The sequence below is a fragment of the Mycobacterium sp. URHB0021 genome, from assembly GCF_054057895.1.
Map to the genome: position 1 here is coordinate 3991024 of NZ_JBSRZT010000002.1, position 16067 is coordinate 4007090.

14 protein-coding genes are annotated in these 16067 nt (G+C 64.4%); 9 read left to right on the forward strand and 5 right to left on the reverse strand.

The features are described 5' to 3' along the window. Positions 1-242 precede the first annotated feature (242 nt). Positions 243-755: an FAD-dependent oxidoreductase gene (locus ACVWWN_RS21890; protein WP_457145716.1), complete on the reverse strand. Its 513-nt coding sequence runs from the start codon at positions 753-755 to the stop codon at positions 243-245. Between the two features lie 543 nt (positions 756-1298). Between ACVWWN_RS21890 and ACVWWN_RS21895 the strand changes: the two genes are divergently transcribed. Further along, complete coding sequence (locus tag ACVWWN_RS21895) at positions 1299-1586, forward strand: DUF1272 domain-containing protein (protein ID WP_457145717.1); 288 nt, start codon at positions 1299-1301, stop codon at positions 1584-1586. A 312-nt stretch (positions 1587-1898) separates the two neighbouring features. Then, complete coding sequence (locus ACVWWN_RS21900) at positions 1899-3272, forward strand: pyridoxal phosphate-dependent decarboxylase family protein (RefSeq protein WP_457145718.1); 1374 nt, start codon at positions 1899-1901, stop codon at positions 3270-3272. A gap of 174 nt (positions 3273-3446) precedes the next feature. Here the strand turns inward: ACVWWN_RS21900 and ACVWWN_RS21905 are convergent, their stop codons facing one another. From ACVWWN_RS21905 to ACVWWN_RS21920, 4 genes are all read right to left on the reverse strand, one after another. Next, positions 3447-4337: an enoyl-CoA hydratase/isomerase family protein gene (locus tag ACVWWN_RS21905; RefSeq protein WP_457145719.1), complete on the reverse strand. Its 891-nt coding sequence runs from the start codon at positions 4335-4337 to the stop codon at positions 3447-3449. A 32-nt stretch (positions 4338-4369) separates the two neighbouring features. After that, the gene (locus ACVWWN_RS21910) at positions 4370-5323 is read right to left on the reverse strand and encodes an alcohol dehydrogenase catalytic domain-containing protein (protein WP_457145720.1); all 954 of its coding nucleotides are present in this window, start codon (positions 5321-5323) and stop codon (positions 4370-4372) included. A gap of 342 nt (positions 5324-5665) precedes the next feature. Further along, positions 5666-6385, reverse strand: a complete 720-nt coding sequence (locus tag ACVWWN_RS21915; protein WP_457145721.1) for a helix-turn-helix domain-containing protein — start codon at positions 6383-6385, stop codon at positions 5666-5668. Further along, positions 6376-7494 (reverse strand): substrate-binding domain-containing protein, encoded by a 1119-nt coding sequence (locus tag ACVWWN_RS21920; protein ID WP_457145722.1) that lies wholly within the window; start codon positions 7492-7494, stop codon positions 6376-6378. Before ACVWWN_RS21920 ends, ACVWWN_RS21915 begins: the two co-directional genes overlap by 10 nt. Positions 7495-7733: 239 nt before the next feature. Between ACVWWN_RS21920 and ACVWWN_RS21925 the strand changes: the two genes are divergently transcribed. The 7 genes from ACVWWN_RS21925 to ACVWWN_RS21955 all read left to right on the forward strand — a co-directional run bounded on the left by ACVWWN_RS21925 (position 7734) and on the right by ACVWWN_RS21955 (position 16045). After that, positions 7734-8792, forward strand: coding sequence for an autoinducer 2 ABC transporter substrate-binding protein (locus ACVWWN_RS21925; RefSeq protein ID WP_457145723.1), 1059 nt, complete (start codon positions 7734-7736; stop codon positions 8790-8792). An 85-nt stretch (positions 8793-8877) separates the two neighbouring features. After that, on the forward strand, positions 8878-10389 hold the full coding sequence (locus tag ACVWWN_RS21930; protein WP_457145724.1) for a sugar ABC transporter ATP-binding protein: 1512 nt from the start codon (positions 8878-8880) through the stop codon (positions 10387-10389). Further along, a complete protein-coding gene (locus tag ACVWWN_RS21935) occupies positions 10386-11396 on the forward strand; it encodes an ABC transporter permease (RefSeq protein WP_457145725.1) in 1011 nt (336 codons plus the stop codon). The genes ACVWWN_RS21930 and ACVWWN_RS21935 overlap by 4 nt, the downstream gene beginning before the upstream one ends. Beyond that, the gene (locus tag ACVWWN_RS21940) at positions 11393-12475 is read left to right on the forward strand and encodes an ABC transporter permease (RefSeq protein WP_457145726.1); all 1083 of its coding nucleotides are present in this window, start codon (positions 11393-11395) and stop codon (positions 12473-12475) included. The genes ACVWWN_RS21935 and ACVWWN_RS21940 overlap by 4 nt, the downstream gene beginning before the upstream one ends. 42 nt (positions 12476-12517) lie before the next feature. Continuing rightward, positions 12518-13285, forward strand: coding sequence for an SDR family NAD(P)-dependent oxidoreductase (locus ACVWWN_RS21945; protein ID WP_457145727.1), 768 nt, complete (start codon positions 12518-12520; stop codon positions 13283-13285). A gap of 816 nt (positions 13286-14101) precedes the next feature. Beyond that, positions 14102-15361 (forward strand): hypothetical protein, encoded by a 1260-nt coding sequence (locus ACVWWN_RS21950; RefSeq protein ID WP_457145728.1) that lies wholly within the window; start codon positions 14102-14104, stop codon positions 15359-15361. A gap of 375 nt (positions 15362-15736) precedes the next feature. Next, entirely contained in the window at positions 15737-16045 is a 309-nt protein-coding gene (locus tag ACVWWN_RS21955) for a hypothetical protein (protein WP_457145729.1), read from the forward strand. The last annotated feature ends 22 nt before the right edge of the window (positions 16046-16067 follow it).

The window sequence follows — 16067 nt, forward strand, 5'->3', positions numbered from 1 at the left end:
GAAGTCGCGCGGCACTGTCGGGGTGGTTTTCCCGTGCGATCGTCGGTTTGGGCTCTTGGAGATAATGCTCGCTGAAAGAACGCGGAGAGCGCGTTGAACGGTGGCGTCGTACAAGCCACCCGAACCTTGATATCGCTTATGTGGATGCTGGAACAGGCTGCTCCATAGGCGATTTCGACAACAACCACCAGCACGGGTAGGTCTCGGTTTGTCCCGGTGTCCTCCACGGGACGAGTATTGGTTCAGCGGTCGCGGCGCCGCGGTGCATTGACGACCGTGGAACCTGGCCAATGCATGCATATGTCCACCAGAAAGATCGGGACCGAACAAGGCCTAGCGCGCAATTCCGTCGAGTTCACGCCTGACGCCAGGAGTTGACCGGCGCGAAGGCCGCTGACGTACGCGCCGTCGGCGTAACCGGACCTCGCTCGGCTGGTGTGCTCGCCAGCGAACAGCAGCCGACCGTGCGCCGGTTCGCCGAGCGCGTCGAACATCGACGGGTCGGCGCCAGGCGGGCACTGCGTATACGCGCCGTGGGTGTAGGGGTCGCTCGTCCACGACGTCACTGCCGTCGCGACCGGTTCGGGTACCGGACGGCCGAAAACCTCTGCCAACAAAGCCTTAGCCAATCGACGGCCTGCGCCGGTGGACGGTCGAGCGCGTAGGGCGTGATGGTGTGAAACAGGTGCGCACACAACACGGGCCTGCTGCGAATGCGTCGAGATCGAACACCCATATCGACGGCTCGCCGTCATCGGCGGGAAACACGATCAGATGCGAAAGACCGTCGTCGCTCCAGAAGGCGGACTGAAAGCGAGCACGGTCTTTCGTAGCGGCCGAATCCTAGGGCGTCGACGGCCCGCAGGATCGGTGCGGGCAGCGGCGGATTGGATTTGGGGCTGGACTGGACCGGTGATCTTGTTCATCGGGCCACTGTTGCGCTATGCCTCAGGCGTCGGCACCCAATTGCCGTACTGTCGGCCACTCCCCCATGATTGGGGCAACGCCTGTCCCCCAACGACTTCGGTGCGTCACTCGCATCGCTCATCTACTTTTTCGGTGAAAAATCGATTCATGCTTGGGAGAACCGTGTGTGCCGATTTCCTCTCTTCGGCGCGCGGATTTAGGCGGCGGCTTCTCGCCGTGCAGCATCGATCGGCGCGTTTCGGACGGCGGTCGATACCAGGGTGCCATCACGAGTCAACAGAGCGAATCCAGCCCCGTTGGTGTGTTTCGCTAGTTCCGTTCCGTGTGCTCTGATGTCCTACGGGTCTTGGATTCGGAATCGAGGAAGACCGATGCTGGAATTGCGCCCCAACTGCGAGTGCTGTGATCGCGATCTCGATGTCGCCTCACCCAATGTCTACATCTGCACCTTCGAGTGCACTTGGTGCGCCGACTGCGTTGCGACCTTCCCAGACCGGGCCTGCCCGAACTGCGGCGGCAACCTGACACCGAGGCCGATTCGGCCGGCCGGCTTGCTGAAGGCCAATCCCCCTGCCGCGACCCGGACCTTCAACCCGGACTGCCGCGCCGACCTGACTCGATCTTGGACAGTGCCAGCGGCAATCCACCTCCGCCGTTGACAGCCGCGCTGTATCGGCAGAAGGCTCTGGGCGTTCGAGACGCACCTGGCGGTCCATCGCTGACCAGCCACCGCAGCCAAATAACCGAAGTGTCAACGGAAATGGCAGTTATCGTCTCAGTGTCGTACGCGACCTGGCTGAAGCCGAAATGTCTGCGGGTGATGTACGCCGACCTCGCGGTACGTTCATGCCGCCGCCGAGGCCGGCGTCATCGACCCACCCGACGGCACCAGCAGACTCGACCAAGCTGCTTCTCACCATCGCCGCGTTCGACGAGATCGCAGCCAACCTGCCGTGACGTAGGGTCGGCTCATGCCTGACCGCACCGCCGGCCTCCGCGCTGCCGTCCAGCACGCTGAGGCATTTCTTGCCACAGTCGACGACCGCCCCGTAGCCGCCCGCTCCGACGCGGCGGCCGTCCGCGACGCCCTCGGCGGACCGTTGCCAGAACACGGTGAACACCCGGCGACGGTGGTCGACGCGCTGGCCGCAGGCGCCGAACCCGGCCTGGTCGCGACCGCCGGACCGCGCCATTTCGGCTTCGTCATCGGCGGCGCGCTGCCCGCCGCGCTGGCCGCGGACTGGCTGGTGTCGGCGTGGGACCAAAACGCCGCCTTCCATTCCCTGTCCCCTGCTGCGGCCGCCATCGAGGAAATCACGTCGGCCTGGACGCTCGAGTTGCTCGGATTGCCGGAAACCGCAAGTGTCGGCTTCGTCACCGGTGGACAGGGCGCCAACACCACGTGCCTGGCTGCGGCGCGGAATGCCGTCCTCGCGCGCGCGGGTTGGGATGTCGAGCGCGACGGGCTGAATGGCGCACCCGTGGTCCGCGTCCTGTGCGGCGAGCAGGCCCATGCCACGATCTACACGTCGTTGCGACTGCTGGGCCTCGGATCGGAGACAGCTATCCGCATACCAGCCGACGAGCAAGGCCGGATGGCTCCCCATGCGCTCGCAAAAGCCCTGACCGACAACGGCGGACCGACTATCGTGTGCGCGCAGGCCGGCAACGTGGCTACCGGAGCGTTCGACGCCTTCGGACCGATCGCCGACGTGTGCGCGGAGCGTGGCGCCTGGTTGCACGTCGACGGCGCATTCGGGCTGTGGGCCGCCGCCGCACCGGCCACCCGGCACCTCACCGCCGACGTCGAGCGAGCGGACTCTTGGGCCGTCGACGCGCACAAATGGCTCAACGTGCCCTACGACGGCGCGATGGCCATCGTCGCCGATCCGGATGCTCACCTGGCCGCGATGCGCTTGGCCGGTCCTTATCTGGTCGTCGATCCGGGCCAGCGCGACAGCACGAACTACGTTCCGGAGAGCTCTCGACGTGCCCGCGCAGTCCCCATCTACGCTGCGATTCGTTCGCTGGGCCGCGCGGGCATTGCCGAGATGATTGAACGCAATTGTGCGCAGGCACAGCGGATGGCCAAACGTCTGGCCGCTATTCCCGGCGCCGAGGTGCTCAACGACGTCGTTCTCAACCAGGTGCTGGTCCGCCTGCCCGGCGCCGACGATGCCAACCGCGCAGCCGTTTCCACGATTCAGCGCGACGGGACGTGCTGGCTCGGCGGGACTACATGGAACGGTGTGTACGTGTTACGGGTGTCGATCTCGAACTGGGCGACGACCGATGAAGACGTCGACCGCTCCGCCGCGGCGATCGCCGCCGCGGTCACCGCATAACCATCTCTGCACATCGCAACCGGTTCAGTACTGGCTGGCCCGATCGAGACCACTCGCATGAACGCGGATCGCATCGTCTCGATGTTGCCGAAGCTGCCCGCGCCCTGGGCGGAGTTCGATGTCCTATCCCGGTACGTCTGATGCCGCAACCACCCAGCGGTCTTCGAACTTTCGTCAGACCTCTGCTTCTATAGGGCGGCCCAAGTGGTAGCCGAGGCGCATTTCATAGTCACCAGGTTGATTGCGTCCGGCTGCGAGCGCGGCGGCGAGTCGGCGTTTAGACCCTGGCCACTGGAACGAGGTCAAATAGATCTCGAGGGAGGACATCATGTCCTCCGGCGACGGCGACGTGTATCGGTTGATCTGCTGCTTGACTGCCGCGATGGATTCCTTGTCGTATGACGCGATCCGGCGGGCCAGGTTGTCCACCAGCGCATCGAGGTCCTTGTCGTCGACAGTACGGTTGACCCACCCGTACCGCTCGGCCAGTTCGCCCGGGTAGTCGTCGCTGGAAAGCGCAACTTCCAATGCCCGGGCCCGGCCCATCAGGCGGGGAAGGTGCTCTAGGCCGCCTCCACCGGGCAGGTTTCCGCTAGCGGTTTCGGGTTGGCCGAAGAGCGCCCGTTCGCTGGCGAAACGCATGTCCATCGCCTGGGTGAACTCGCTGCCGATGCCGCGCACCCGCCCCCGGATCTTGGCGATCGACGCCACGGGCAAGTGCGAGAGTCGAGTGCTGGTGTCGATCACCAGCGGGTATCCGGTCACTCCTAGTTCCTTAGGCGTTTCCGCCACGCGGGAAGTGTCGTAGTGGTTCAAAAAATAGTCCGGATTGGCCGACTCGAACACCACCACCCGCAGCTCACCCGCCGCTTCCATCTGGTCGATCAGCCCGGGCAACTCGACGAGCATCTCCGGGCTCACCAAATTGATCGGCGGATTATTAAACGTGACCCGCCAGAGACGTTCGTTCTCGCGGACGGCTGAAAAATGAGACCACTGCTGAGTTTTCATTCCGGTTGCTCGCTTCTCTCTGGCTGGTTCTGCTGCTGAGTCTCGGTCGACCATGAGTGCTTCCCATCGGTGGTGGCGCGAGTCGCTCAGCCACCGTTAGGCACGAGTTGGGTTTTGACACCTTCGCCGCGCCGGACCACCTCGAATGCTCGCTCGGCATCGGTGATGTCGACGCGGTTGGTGACGAAGGCGTTGCCGTCGAGGAGTCCGGCGGCCAGTACACCGACCGCGCGGTGCAGTGTGTGCTGCAACGACTGTGAGCCGCTGATCGTCAGTTCGCGGGCGAAGATGTCATAGGGTGACACCGTTGCAAGTGCGTCGGGAGCCGCTACTCCGAAGACGTGGAATCGGCCGGCGCGACGTACCGATCGCAGCCCGGCTTCGAAGCCACCAACCGAACCGGTCGCTTCGATGACGAGGTGCCAGCCCTCCGGCTGATCAAGCTCAGAGGTGTCGGCGCCAACTCGCCGAGCGCCGAAGTTCAACGCGCGCAGCCGTCGATCCTTCACCCGCTCGACGACATCCACCAACGTCCCTGCCGCGGTGAGGAGCTGGCTGATCATCAGGCCAGTCGGTCCCGCCCCGATGACCAGTACTGAATCTCCCGGCCTCACCGGCCCCATGCGGTCCATGGCGTGCAATACACAAGACAGCGGCTCGGTCAATGTCGCCCAGTGTCGCGGAATGGACGCGGGCAGCGCCTCGACATCGACGGCGCGGACGCGGATGAATTCCGCGAAGCCTCCGGGCAGCGTTACCCCGTAGCCTTGCCAGTTTCGGCACAGATTCGGCTGCCCGCCGCGGCAGTCTGTGCAATAACCGCAGGCGACAACCGGATCCAGGACAACGAAGCGTCCCTCCATGGCTTTAGAGATGTTCGATCCGGTTGCGACAACCGTGCCCGCGATCTCATGTCCTGGAATCACCGGAAGCGTGGAGGCCGGATAATCCCCAGCCAGGATGTGCAGATCTGTGCCGCACACTCCGCAGCTGTCGACCTGCACGATCACGTCGTCAGGACCCGGAGTGGGGTCCGCCACGCTGTCCACGCTGACCTGGCCGGGGCCGGAAACAACTACCGCGCGCACGGTTGCGCGGCCTTCGAGGTGGCAGCGGCGGGCGCAGTCGTCGTGCGTTGGGATCTCGTCGCCCGGACTACGCCGGGTTGGTGGTGCGCCATCGGTATGTCCTTTGCTGGCACCGTGCAGGGTCGTGGTCAGCAGTCGCGCGAGTGCCGACTTCGCGGTCCGACAAAGCGTGCATTCGGCCAACGGTCATTAAACACGGTAGATGCCCCGCGCCGCAGTGCTCCGATACATCGTTCTTGTTCTCCGTGCCGGTAGCCAATCCGCACCGCGGATTTCCCAGGAGGACGGGAATATTCAACGGGAGCCCAGCCCGCTGTCGGTCGCCAGGGCGGTCAATGCTCTGCCTGCCTTGCGCGCGAATCCGGGTTCGGACCACCGATCGGGCACGTGCAGGGTGAGCGCTGATGATCGGGTCCCCGGCACTGCGCACGCGAACTGGCGGCCAGTATGCGCTGATGCCAATTCATAGACAGCGCTGCGCTGTCGGCGCCGTAGCGCGAGCGTCTGGTCCACCTGTTCGTCGCTGAGACCGAGGTGGCCCGTCGCGCTGCGGACCAGTCCCGCCGCTTCGGACAGCGGCACGGACGACAGGATGGCGATCGCTCCCGCGCTGTCCTCCGCCATCATCCGCTGACCCGGTCGTGGCGTCAGCGGCAGCGGATACCGGCCCGATCGAACATCAAGACAGATGATCTGGTTCCCGAACAGGTGGACGATAGAAAAGGTGTGCCCGTCCAATCCCGGTGCGCGCGCGCATGCGGTCAACAGCCGGTCCAGCACCTCGTCGGGGTCGGACAGCGTGGCCCACCGAGGGCCGATGCGGAGGCGGCCGTCGACGCTGCGGCCGATGAGGGCGCCATTTTCCAAGGCGCCGACGAGGTCGGCGATCGAGCTCTTGGCGAGTCCGAGGGCGCTGCTTAGTGCCGCGGGAGTGTTCGCGTCCCCTGTTGCGATCGCGTCGAGAATCCGGACACCCCGGTGCACCGCGGGTGTCCGCGGCCCCGCTAACCCCATGGCTGATAGTCCTCCGCGTTCTCTACATCGATCAGCCGCGGCGAGATGTAGTGCGATTGGCGGACGACGCCGAGGCCGCTGTGCAGGGCGCTCCCTATCTCGATCGCGGCGCGCACCAGTGCCACCGGGTCCTGCGTGGCGGTGGCGATGATCGCCCCGCCGGACCGGATCTGGTCGACAGCTCCCCGGGCGCCGTCGACCGACACGATCGGTACGGACAGGTCGCGACGGGACAGGACACCGGAGATGCCGATCGCGATCTGGTCGTTGCTGGCGAAGAACCCGTCGACCGTGGGGTGCGTAGCGAGGATCTCCTCAGCGGCCCGCTGCCCCGACGGTGCATCCAGCTCGCCTCGGCTGGTGGCTACGACGGCCATCCCTGGGTAGGCGGCGATCGCGCCGAGGAATCCGGCGACTCGGTCGGAATTTGCGGTGATCGGTATGCCGCCGACGACGGCCACTCGGCCCTGCCCGGCAAGGGCTTTGGCGAGTGCGGCTCCCGCGAGCGTGCCGGCTCTGGTGTTGTCGGTCGCGACAACCGCGTCGGCACCGGTATGCGCGGAACCGATGGCCACCACCGGGATACGTGCCGCGTGCGCAAAAGCGCACGCCGCTTCCAGCCCCTCGGACACCACCGGTTCCACCAGGATGAGATCGACGCGGGCCGCAACGAAGTCCCGGATCTGCTGCGACTGCCGGTCCTTGTTCTCCGCGGCGCAACGCACCTGCAGATCGCCACTCAGTGCGGTCGCCTCCGCGCGAAGAGCTTTGATCTCGGCGACGAAGAAGCTTTCGTCCACCGGGTAGGTGAATCCGATGTCGCGTAGTCGGGTGTTATGACTACGCGATACCGATCCGAGTTCGAACACCCGCGAGCCCAGTGCGTACGTTCCGTCCACGCCACGGATCAGCAGATGTTCCTCGGTCAACGCGTGGCATATCCTCATCACGCTGCTCTTCGGGAAGCCGGTGACCCCGGACAGTTCGGCCAGTCCCATGGGATGGCGGGCGTCGCAAATCCCTTGCAGCACCGCAACTGTGCGCGCCAGCGCGGGCACCCGGACGCTGTCCTGCCAGCCCTCCTGGCGAAGGGACTCCCGGACCGACATCCCGGGAACGATAGTCGGCCCTTCGCGATCAGGCGCACTGGACAACACAATTGGGCGTTTCAAATATCGAATCTGCGCGCGAGAAGTACTGTTGACAAGGTCACATTCGCCACCCTAACGTGTGTTTCACCACCCGACTAGCGGTTCGAAATATGAAACGCAGGCGGGCGGAAATGGTGCGCGGCCAAACGCTGACCCAGCGCGGGCGCGTAATCCCAATCCACTTGGAGGAGAAGTCGATGAGGATTTCCCGGCGTTTCGTCGGCCTGGCGTGCGTGGTATTGGCGACGACGATGGTCGCAGGAGCGTGCACCAAGAAGGGCGAAGAGAGCAGCAGTTCTTCGTCACCGGGTGCGACGTCAGCACAGGCAGGAGGTTCCGGCAAGAACCTCAAGGTCGCCTTCGTACCGAAGCTGCAGGGCTCGCCCTACTTCGAGGCGATGAATGTCGGCGCACAGCAGGCCGCGGGCGCACTCGGCGACATCGACTGGCTCTACCAGGGGCCCACATCGGCCGATGCCGCCGCCCAAGCCCAGATCGTGCGCTCTTTCATCCAGCAGAAGGTCGACGCGCTGATCGTTGCCCCCAACGACCCCGACTCGATGGCTCCGCTGATGAAGCAGGCCCAGGACGCCGGCATCAAGGTGCTCACTTCAGACACCGACGCGCCGAACTCCGTCCGCGAAGCCTTTGTCAATCAGGCCACCGCGGACGGCATCGGAAACGCCACCGCCGAGACGCTCATGAAAGCCATGGGCGGGAAAGGCAAGTGGGCGATCGTGTCCTGCGGTGAAACCGCCGAGAACCTGAACTCCTGGATCGCCGTGGAAAAGGCCTACGTGTCCCAGAAGTATCCCGAGGCCGAACTTGTGGACGTCGTGTTCTCCGGCGAGGACCAGGCCCGCGGAACGCAGATGGCGACCGACCTGATGAGCGCGCACCCCGATCTGAAGGGCCTCGTCGGGCAGTGCACCACCTCCGCTGTCGGTGTCGCACAGGCCGTCAAGGATGCCGGGAAGATCGGGCAGGTCTTCACCGTCGGCGTCGGCACGCCGAAGTCCATGAAGCCATATCTCGCCGACGGATCCTCCTCCGGCTCGATCCTGTGGAACGTGCAGAACCTCGGCTACCTGACGGCGTGGGCCGGTGAACAGCTCGCCACCGGAAAGACGTTCGCCGCCACCAACGACGTCAGCCCCGACATGAAGGCCATCAAATGGGACGAGGCCAGCAAGACCTTGGTGCTCGGTGATCCCCTGCTGATCACCACCGAGAACGTGGACCAGTTCGACTATTGATACGCCTGTCGGCTGCGCGGCCCCGCTCGTCAACGAGCTGGGCCGCGCAGCCGAGTGGTCGATCACCAGCACCACGGGAGATCTCATGCCGGAGCACACACGACTGACCCTGACCGGGATTGTCAAGAGCTATGCAGCGGTCAAGGCGATCAGGCATGCCGATTTCGAACTCCAGCCGGGGCAGGTCCACGCGCTGGTGGGTGAAAACGGAGCCGGTAAATCCACCCTCATCAAGGTGATCTCAGGTGCCGTCACTCCCGATGCGGGCAGCATCACCTACAACGGAGCACCCACCACGATCAGCTCGACCCTCGATGCGATCAATCTCGGCATCTCGACTGTCTACCAGGAGCCGCAACTGTTCGCCGAGATGACCGTCGCCGAGAACATCTTCCTCGGCCGTGAGATGGTCAAAGGCGGCCGTGTGGACTGGGCCGCACAGAACGAACGGGTCGTAGCACTCCTCAAAACCTTGGATCTGCCAGAGGAACTAGCCACCGTTGTCGTGGGCAGTCTGCCGGTAGCCACTCAGCAACAGGTGTCGATCGCCAAGGCGTTGGCCGGTGAGGCAGGGGTCCTGATCCTCGACGAACCCTCGGCTATCCTGACCGACGCCGAGATCGAGGTTTTGTTCCGAATCATCCGCAGACTTGCCGACGAAGGCGTCGCGATCATCTACATCTCCCACCGGATCGACGAAGTCGTCAAGATCGCCGACCTGGTGACCGTCATGCGTGACGGCAGCACCATCGGCACTTATCCCATCAAGGACATGTCAGTGCGGCGCATCGCCGAACTCATGGTCGGGGAGGCACTTTCGGACGAACGCTCCCCGCGCGTGATCCCTGACGGTCCGCCGCTGCTGGAGCTGAAATCACTCGCGCGAGCCGGCCACTTCCACGATGTCAGCCTGCAGATCCGGGCCGGTGAGATCCTAGGGCTGTACGGGCTCGTCGGTTCCGGCGTCGCCGAGATCGCGGAGTGCATTCACGGCCTCGCCCGCACCAGTGGTGGCGAGATCATCCTGTCGGGGAAACGCATCGCGCCGCGCACACCGCGCCAGGCCGAGAAGGCGGGCATTGCCCTGCTGCCGGCCAACCGCAAGACGGAAGGCATGTTCAGTTTTCAGTCCATCGCCTTCAACATCTCCATCGGCCACCTGTCCCGCCTCTCGCTGGGCCGGGCGTTCGTAGACCAGCGCACGGAACGCAGTGTGGCCAAAGATCTGATGGGCCGGTTGGCGGTGAAGGCACCCGACGAGAACTACACCGTCGGCAAGCTCTCGGGTGGCAACGCACAAAAGGTCGTGCTCGCCCGCCAGCTTGTCGAGCGGCCCAAACTGTTGCTCCTCGCCGAACCGACTCAGGGCGTCGATATCGGCGCCAAGGAGGAAATCCACCGCATCATCACGGACCTCGCCGACAACGGCACCGCGGTCCTCATCGTCACCTCCGATCTGCAAGAGGCGCTGCGCATCGCCGACCGACTGCTCGTCGTGCGCGCAGGCACCATCACCGCGGAATTCGGCCCCAGCGCACGACAAGTCGACCTCCTGACTGCTGCCGCGGGCGACATCGAAGAGGCGACCACAGCATGAGCATCACCCTCGATCCGGCCGCCGCCCCCGTCCGGGCCCGCGGGCGGGTTCTTCCGTTCCCCATCACACCCGCCGAGATCAGCCTCATCGCTGTGATCGCCCTGCTGTGGGTTGTACTGGGCTTCGCCACGCCGGCATTTCTCAGCGCGGGCTCGCTGATCCCGCTGTTGGTCGAGGTGGCGCCGGTCGCGTTGATCGGCATCGGCATGACCTTCGTCATCATCGCCGGCGGTATCGACGTATCCGTCGGTGGCGCAATAATGGTGTGCTCAGTGGTGACCGCCAAACTCATGCGTGACCAACAACTTCCGTTGATCATGTGCCTGATCGTGGCTCTGGTCATCGGCGCGATCCTCGGCCTGGTGAACGGCGTGCTCATCGCTTACGGGCGGGTGCACGCCATCATCATCACCTTCGGCACCGCCAACCTCTTCCTATTCATCGGCCTGCAGACATTCGCCTCGCAACCGGTCACCGGCATGCCGAACACCCTGGCGTGGTTCGGGCGGGGTGCTGACGGCCAAACTTTCGGAATACCGCACAGTTTCGCCATCACCGTAATCCTCACCGCCGTGGCATGGTGGTACTTGCGGCACACCCCGGGCGGTCGCCATTTCTTCGGAGTCGGAGGCGATCCCGTCGCCGCCCGGCTGGCCGGGATCAGGGTGCAGCGCCGGATCCTCATGACCTATGTGATCACCGGCCTGCTCATCGGACTCGCCTCGATCTACACCTTGGCCAAGGGCACGTCGAACCTCGATCAATCTGTCGGCAACGGACAGGAGCTCGCCGTCATCGCGGCAGTCGTGATCGGCGGCACGTCCATCATGGGCGGCCGCGGATCCGTTCTCGGCACCCTTCTCGGCGCGCTCCTCGTGCAGACCGTGAAATCCGGTGTCATCCAGCTGAACTGGCCTTCACAACTGTCCGACCTCTTCGTTGGAATCTTCATCGTCCTGGCGGTCGGCACCGACCTGCTTCGCCAACGCACGAGGAGATCGGCATGAGCGTTGACACCGCCCCACCCGCCACCCCGGAACAATCGTCCCGGCCGTGGGCTGCACGATTCCTGGAGACCGTACTGACGCAGCGCATCGCGCTGCTCGGCGTGTTGATCGTCATCGTCGTCGGCGTGCTGATCTATATGAGCAACGCCGGGTACCTCACCGGTGACTACGACTTCGACTACATGTCGGCGACCCTCATCGACGCAGTTCCACTGGCGCTGTTGGGTTTCGCGGAACTCATCGTGATCGTCTCCGGGCGCGGCGGTATCGACCTGTCCGTCGGCGCCATGGTGTCGCTGGTCGGGATGATCTTCGGATTCGCCTGCGGCCAGTGGGAATGGCCGCTGTGGGCTGCAGTACCGCTGGCCGTGGTCGTCGGCGGCATCCTCGGCGGCATCAACGGATTCCTCATCGCCCGCATCGGCTTCCCTGCGCTCATCTCGACCCTGGCCACCTACTACGCCTACCGATCCATCGCACTGGTGATCAGCGATCAGAAGCCGATCAACAGTCCCGCGATCCAGGGCCTGTACTCCCTAACCGGTTCCGTGCGGATCCCGATCATCGGCGATTACATCCCCGACGTTCCGCTTGGTGTTTTCACGTTCCTGCTACCCGTGCTCGTCATCCTGTGGCTGGTCATCGACCGCGGCACCTACGGCCGCCGGTTGTACGGCATCGGCACGAACGACATCGCCGCTCGATGGGCGGGCCTCAACGTCGCAGGCACCCGGATGCGGGCCTACATTCTGTCCGGGGCGCTGTCGGGCCTCGTGGCCGTCTATGTCACCGCCGAATTCGCCTCCGCGCGGCCCGATGCCGGCACGTCCGGCAACGGCCTGGCGCTGCCGGCGATCACCATCGCAGTTCTCGGTGGTGTCGCCATCACCGGCGGCATCGGACGCTTGACCGGCGTTCTGCTCGCCACCGTGCTGATCGTATGGCTCAACGCCGGCATCATCCTCTACTTCGAGGGAAACGCAGGCACCCAGTTCCAACTGTTGGCGCTCGGCGCCGTTCTCATCATCGCAGCACTTCTCAACGGTCTGACCACCAGAAGGTACAGCGGCGGCCAGTGATCAGTAGTCGACGCAGTTGCCAGCCATCAAACGGAGACACACATGACTGTTCTCGAAACCTTCGCCCTGACCGGAAAGCGTGCTCTGGTCACCGGCGGCAACCGGGGCCTGGGACTGGCGTTCGTGCGCGGACTGGCTGAGGCCGGCGCCGATGTCTCCTTCGTGTCTCGCGACGCCGAACGCAACGCTGCCGCCGTCGCTACGCTCGCTGACGAGGGCCTGAAGGTTCAAGCGTTCGATGTCGACGTCACCACATCTGACGGGCCCGCCAAGGCCGTCGACGGCGCGGTGGAACGGCTTGGTGGGCTCGATCTGCTGCTCAACAACGCGGGCATCGCCATCCACCGCCCCGCGCTCGAGATCAGCGACGAGGAGTGGGACCACGTCTTCGACGTCAACACCCGGTCGCTCTGGCGGCTCAGCCAGAAGGCCGGCGCCTATATGAAAGATCACGGCGGCGGCAACATCATCAACGTCGGCTCCATCAGCTCCATCATCGTCAACCGCCCGCAATGGCAGCCGTCTTACAACGCGTCGAAGGCAGCGGTTCACCAGCTCACGAAATCCCTTGCGGCCGAATGGGCTCCGTACAACATCCGGGTCAATGCCCTCGCTCCCGGTTACGTCAAGACCGAAATGGCTCCGGTCGACAAGCCGGAATTCCACAGGTACTGGATCGAGGACGCTCCCATGAAGCGTTTCGCGCTGCCGGAGGAGATCGCCCCGACCGTGGTCTACATGGCCTCCGACGCCTCGGCGTTCATGACCGGATCGGTCGTCGTGATCGACGGCGGCTACACCATTCACTGACCCGCATTTCCAATATCCGGGTAGTCCGCCGAACTGGGCGGAAAGCTTTGGATAGCGACTGGGCGAAACTGCCTTGGTACCTTGGGTGCCGAAACCGAGCACTCGCAGCATTAGCGCAGCTGGTTAGGAGCTAATGAGCCAGTACCGAAGCGCCCAGCCCGCGTTGTGGAGAATCGGTCGCGATATGCCTTCGGCGAGACCAGCGCCCCACCGGCCACGACCACGTCCGCTGACCCACACACTAACCATCGCCTTCGAACGCCGGATCCGGTTGGACCTGATTGTGAAGTGGACACGACTTGCCGCTGTCAACATGGCTAGTCGCGCCGACATCAACTTCGGCGCGCCCAGGCAGCCGCTGTGGATCTCAGTCGAGTAGGTGACGGCGCCGGCCGATTGAGTTTTGACGAGATGCGCCGGGTCGATGCGGCGCGAAGATTCGTTTCCGGTCTTTGACGACAAATGAATCGAGAACGACTGGAACTCTATACGCCACTACTGAACTCAGATTCACAGCACGCACGCAGCTCGCCGATCGTCTCCATCAGATAACAGATCGGCCGGCGCAAGATCGGAGTTCTTCGTCGACTGGCCTCGGCTCGGCTGGCCCGCCTTCGTTAGGCCGAACTAGCGGAGGTGTGCCGCTCTGCATCAAATCTTTATCAAGATGCGTTGATCTTGAGCGGACGGTGTACCCGTCCGCTGGGTGGCGTAACGGGCTAGCGGTCTCCGCATTCGAGAGAGGCAACAAACGTGTGGGCGAAGCTTTCCACTTCAACAGCGTCCGTGGCGTGCGCGGCATGTGTCGCGGCGGCCGTGACCGTGGCACTGCCGGTGATGGGTGCGGCAGCAGAGCAGGTGGTGAAGGTTTCGAATGCCGATGTGAAACTGACAGCCGATTTTGATGCGCTGAGTGGGTTGAACGCGATCCCGGCGTATGTCGATTTGCTAGGCGGCGACCTGTCGGGTCTCGCGGGCCTGGATGGCGTCAACGGAATTTTCGCTTACGCGGCGTTGCTTGGCGGCGACCCGTCGACCGCAGCCAGCAGCTTGGCTGCGACTGATGGAATTCCGTCATATCTGGGCGCGGTGGCCAGTGCGGCCGCCGGTGACGCCCGTGGCGTGGTGGACACGCTGGGCGACATCGATGGCTTCAGTGCGCTACCTGTGTACGCCGACTTGCTCAGCGGCAAGCTGGACGCGGTGGCGGACCTGGATTCGGTGAATGGGCTTCCCGCGTATTTGGCTTTGCTAAGCGGTGACCCGTTGGCCGCAACGAGCGGCCTGAGTGCAGCCAATGGGTTCCCGTCGTTGCTCCAGTTCATCCAGACCGGCAACTTGGATGCGTTCCTCCCCACTGACACGAATGCCGGCTACGCTGCCCTGGGCGCGCTTCGAGATTTGGGAAATGGCCTGTCCGGCAACCTTTCCGCCTTAGGCAACATCGATGCGTTCAGCGCCATCCAGGCACTTTTGGCGCCGAGTCCTTCGGTCGACGAGGACGCGGCCGGCACCGCCTCCCAGATGAGCCTCGTTGCGGCACCGGAGCAGACCTCGGATCCGTTGAGTGGTCCGGCGAGCGCTGGTAATCTACTGCGCTCGCTGCTGAAGGGAATTCGCGCCGCTATCCCGAAGCCCCCGGCTCGTCCGCAACCCCCGGTCAAGTCGGCGGTCGCGCCCGACGCGGCGCCGCAGACCGACCAGACGGAACCGAAGGGAAGCGTCGCTGATCCAAAGCCGCAGGCTCAACCCGTGGCTGTGAAAGCGCCTGATGGGGGCCGTCAGGGCCAGCAGACAAAGACCGAGACCAAGACCACGCTCGACGACGGCGGCTCAGGTGCGCAAGCTGTCGGCAAGCATTCGCCGAAGACCAGCCCCGGATCGACGAGCAACACCGCTGTCCGTTCCGGCGCCGGTAAGCACCGAGCCGATAACGGTATGCGAAGCGGGGGATCGTCCGCCAAGAAGCAGGGCATCGGAGGCGGCGCAGCGGGGTCGTCGTCGCGCCACCCCGGCGGGTCGCACCGCAAAGGTGGAGCGTCACGGCACCACACCGGCGCCAAGGGTGGGAAATAGCAACCGCTGCGCGGGCACGCTTTGTTCCCAACGGTCGGTCGAAGGCTTAGCTGGCGACGGTTCCGTTCGATGGCGATCGCTTAGACCTCCGGCGCCACGGTGCTGGCCAAATCAGAGTGCGGAACTTGATGACGTACGTTGGTCGGTGTTGGTTGGTCCCGACATCAACGACTTCTCAATGCTGACTTCGCCACGTTCCGGACGCATCCTTGTAGGCGGGGAGGCAGTGGATCGTCAAGACGACCTCACCAAGGGCGTGTCCACCATGGAGGTCGCTGAGGTGCTGTACAGCGGCGCTGTGGCCGATGAATCAGTTGCTCAACGCCTACGCGAGTGAAACGGGGTGACGACCGTCCCGTCGAATAGAGGAGAGAAATGATCAATACTGATTGGCTTGGCCGGGCCAAGCCGGGTCCGTGGTACGGCCAGTATTACCGGGACTGGGACGCGCGCCATCCCGGGGCCTGGATCCGCGGTCAGCTGGTGCCTGGTGGCTTCTACAGCGGAAACCTCTGGGGCAGTTCCACGCGTGAGTGGGACGCCGAATGGTTCCGCAGCCACGGGGCCAAGATGCCCAAGGGGGCGCACTACATCCGGCCGGGGCGCAACACGACCCCGCTGGCCACAAAGCACAATCCCACCGACACCGGAGTGATGCGGCTCCAGTTCGAAAAGGGCCGGTGACTAGAGATTGGAGCTCCTCGAC

Excerpts from the sequence above, each read along its gene's own strand:
- ACVWWN_RS21890 (WP_457145716.1), bottom strand. The coding sequence starts at position 755 with ATGACGGCGAGCCGTCGATATGGGTGTTCGATCTCGACGCATTCGCAG.
- ACVWWN_RS21895 (WP_457145717.1), top strand. The coding sequence starts at position 1,299 with ATGCTGGAATTGCGCCCCAACTGCGAGTGCTGTGATCGCGATCTCGAT.
- ACVWWN_RS21900 (WP_457145718.1), top strand. The coding sequence starts at position 1,899 with ATGCCTGACCGCACCGCCGGCCTCCGCGCTGCCGTCCAGCACGCTGAG.
- ACVWWN_RS21905 (WP_457145719.1), bottom strand. The coding sequence starts at position 4,337 with ATGGTCGACCGAGACTCAGCAGCAGAACCAGCCAGAGAGAAGCGAGCA.
- ACVWWN_RS21915 (WP_457145721.1), bottom strand. The coding sequence starts at position 6,385 with ATGGGGTTAGCGGGGCCGCGGACACCCGCGGTGCACCGGGGTGTCCGG.
- ACVWWN_RS21920 (WP_457145722.1), bottom strand. The coding sequence starts at position 7,494 with ATGTCGGTCCGGGAGTCCCTTCGCCAGGAGGGCTGGCAGGACAGCGTC.
- ACVWWN_RS21925 (WP_457145723.1), top strand. The coding sequence starts at position 7,734 with ATGAGGATTTCCCGGCGTTTCGTCGGCCTGGCGTGCGTGGTATTGGCG.
- ACVWWN_RS21930 (WP_457145724.1), top strand. The coding sequence starts at position 8,878 with ATGCCGGAGCACACACGACTGACCCTGACCGGGATTGTCAAGAGCTAT.
- ACVWWN_RS21935 (WP_457145725.1), top strand. The coding sequence starts at position 10,386 with ATGAGCATCACCCTCGATCCGGCCGCCGCCCCCGTCCGGGCCCGCGGG.
- ACVWWN_RS21940 (WP_457145726.1), top strand. The coding sequence starts at position 11,393 with ATGAGCGTTGACACCGCCCCACCCGCCACCCCGGAACAATCGTCCCGG.
- ACVWWN_RS21945 (WP_457145727.1), top strand. The coding sequence starts at position 12,518 with ATGACTGTTCTCGAAACCTTCGCCCTGACCGGAAAGCGTGCTCTGGTC.
- ACVWWN_RS21955 (WP_457145729.1), top strand. The coding sequence starts at position 15,737 with ATGATCAATACTGATTGGCTTGGCCGGGCCAAGCCGGGTCCGTGGTAC.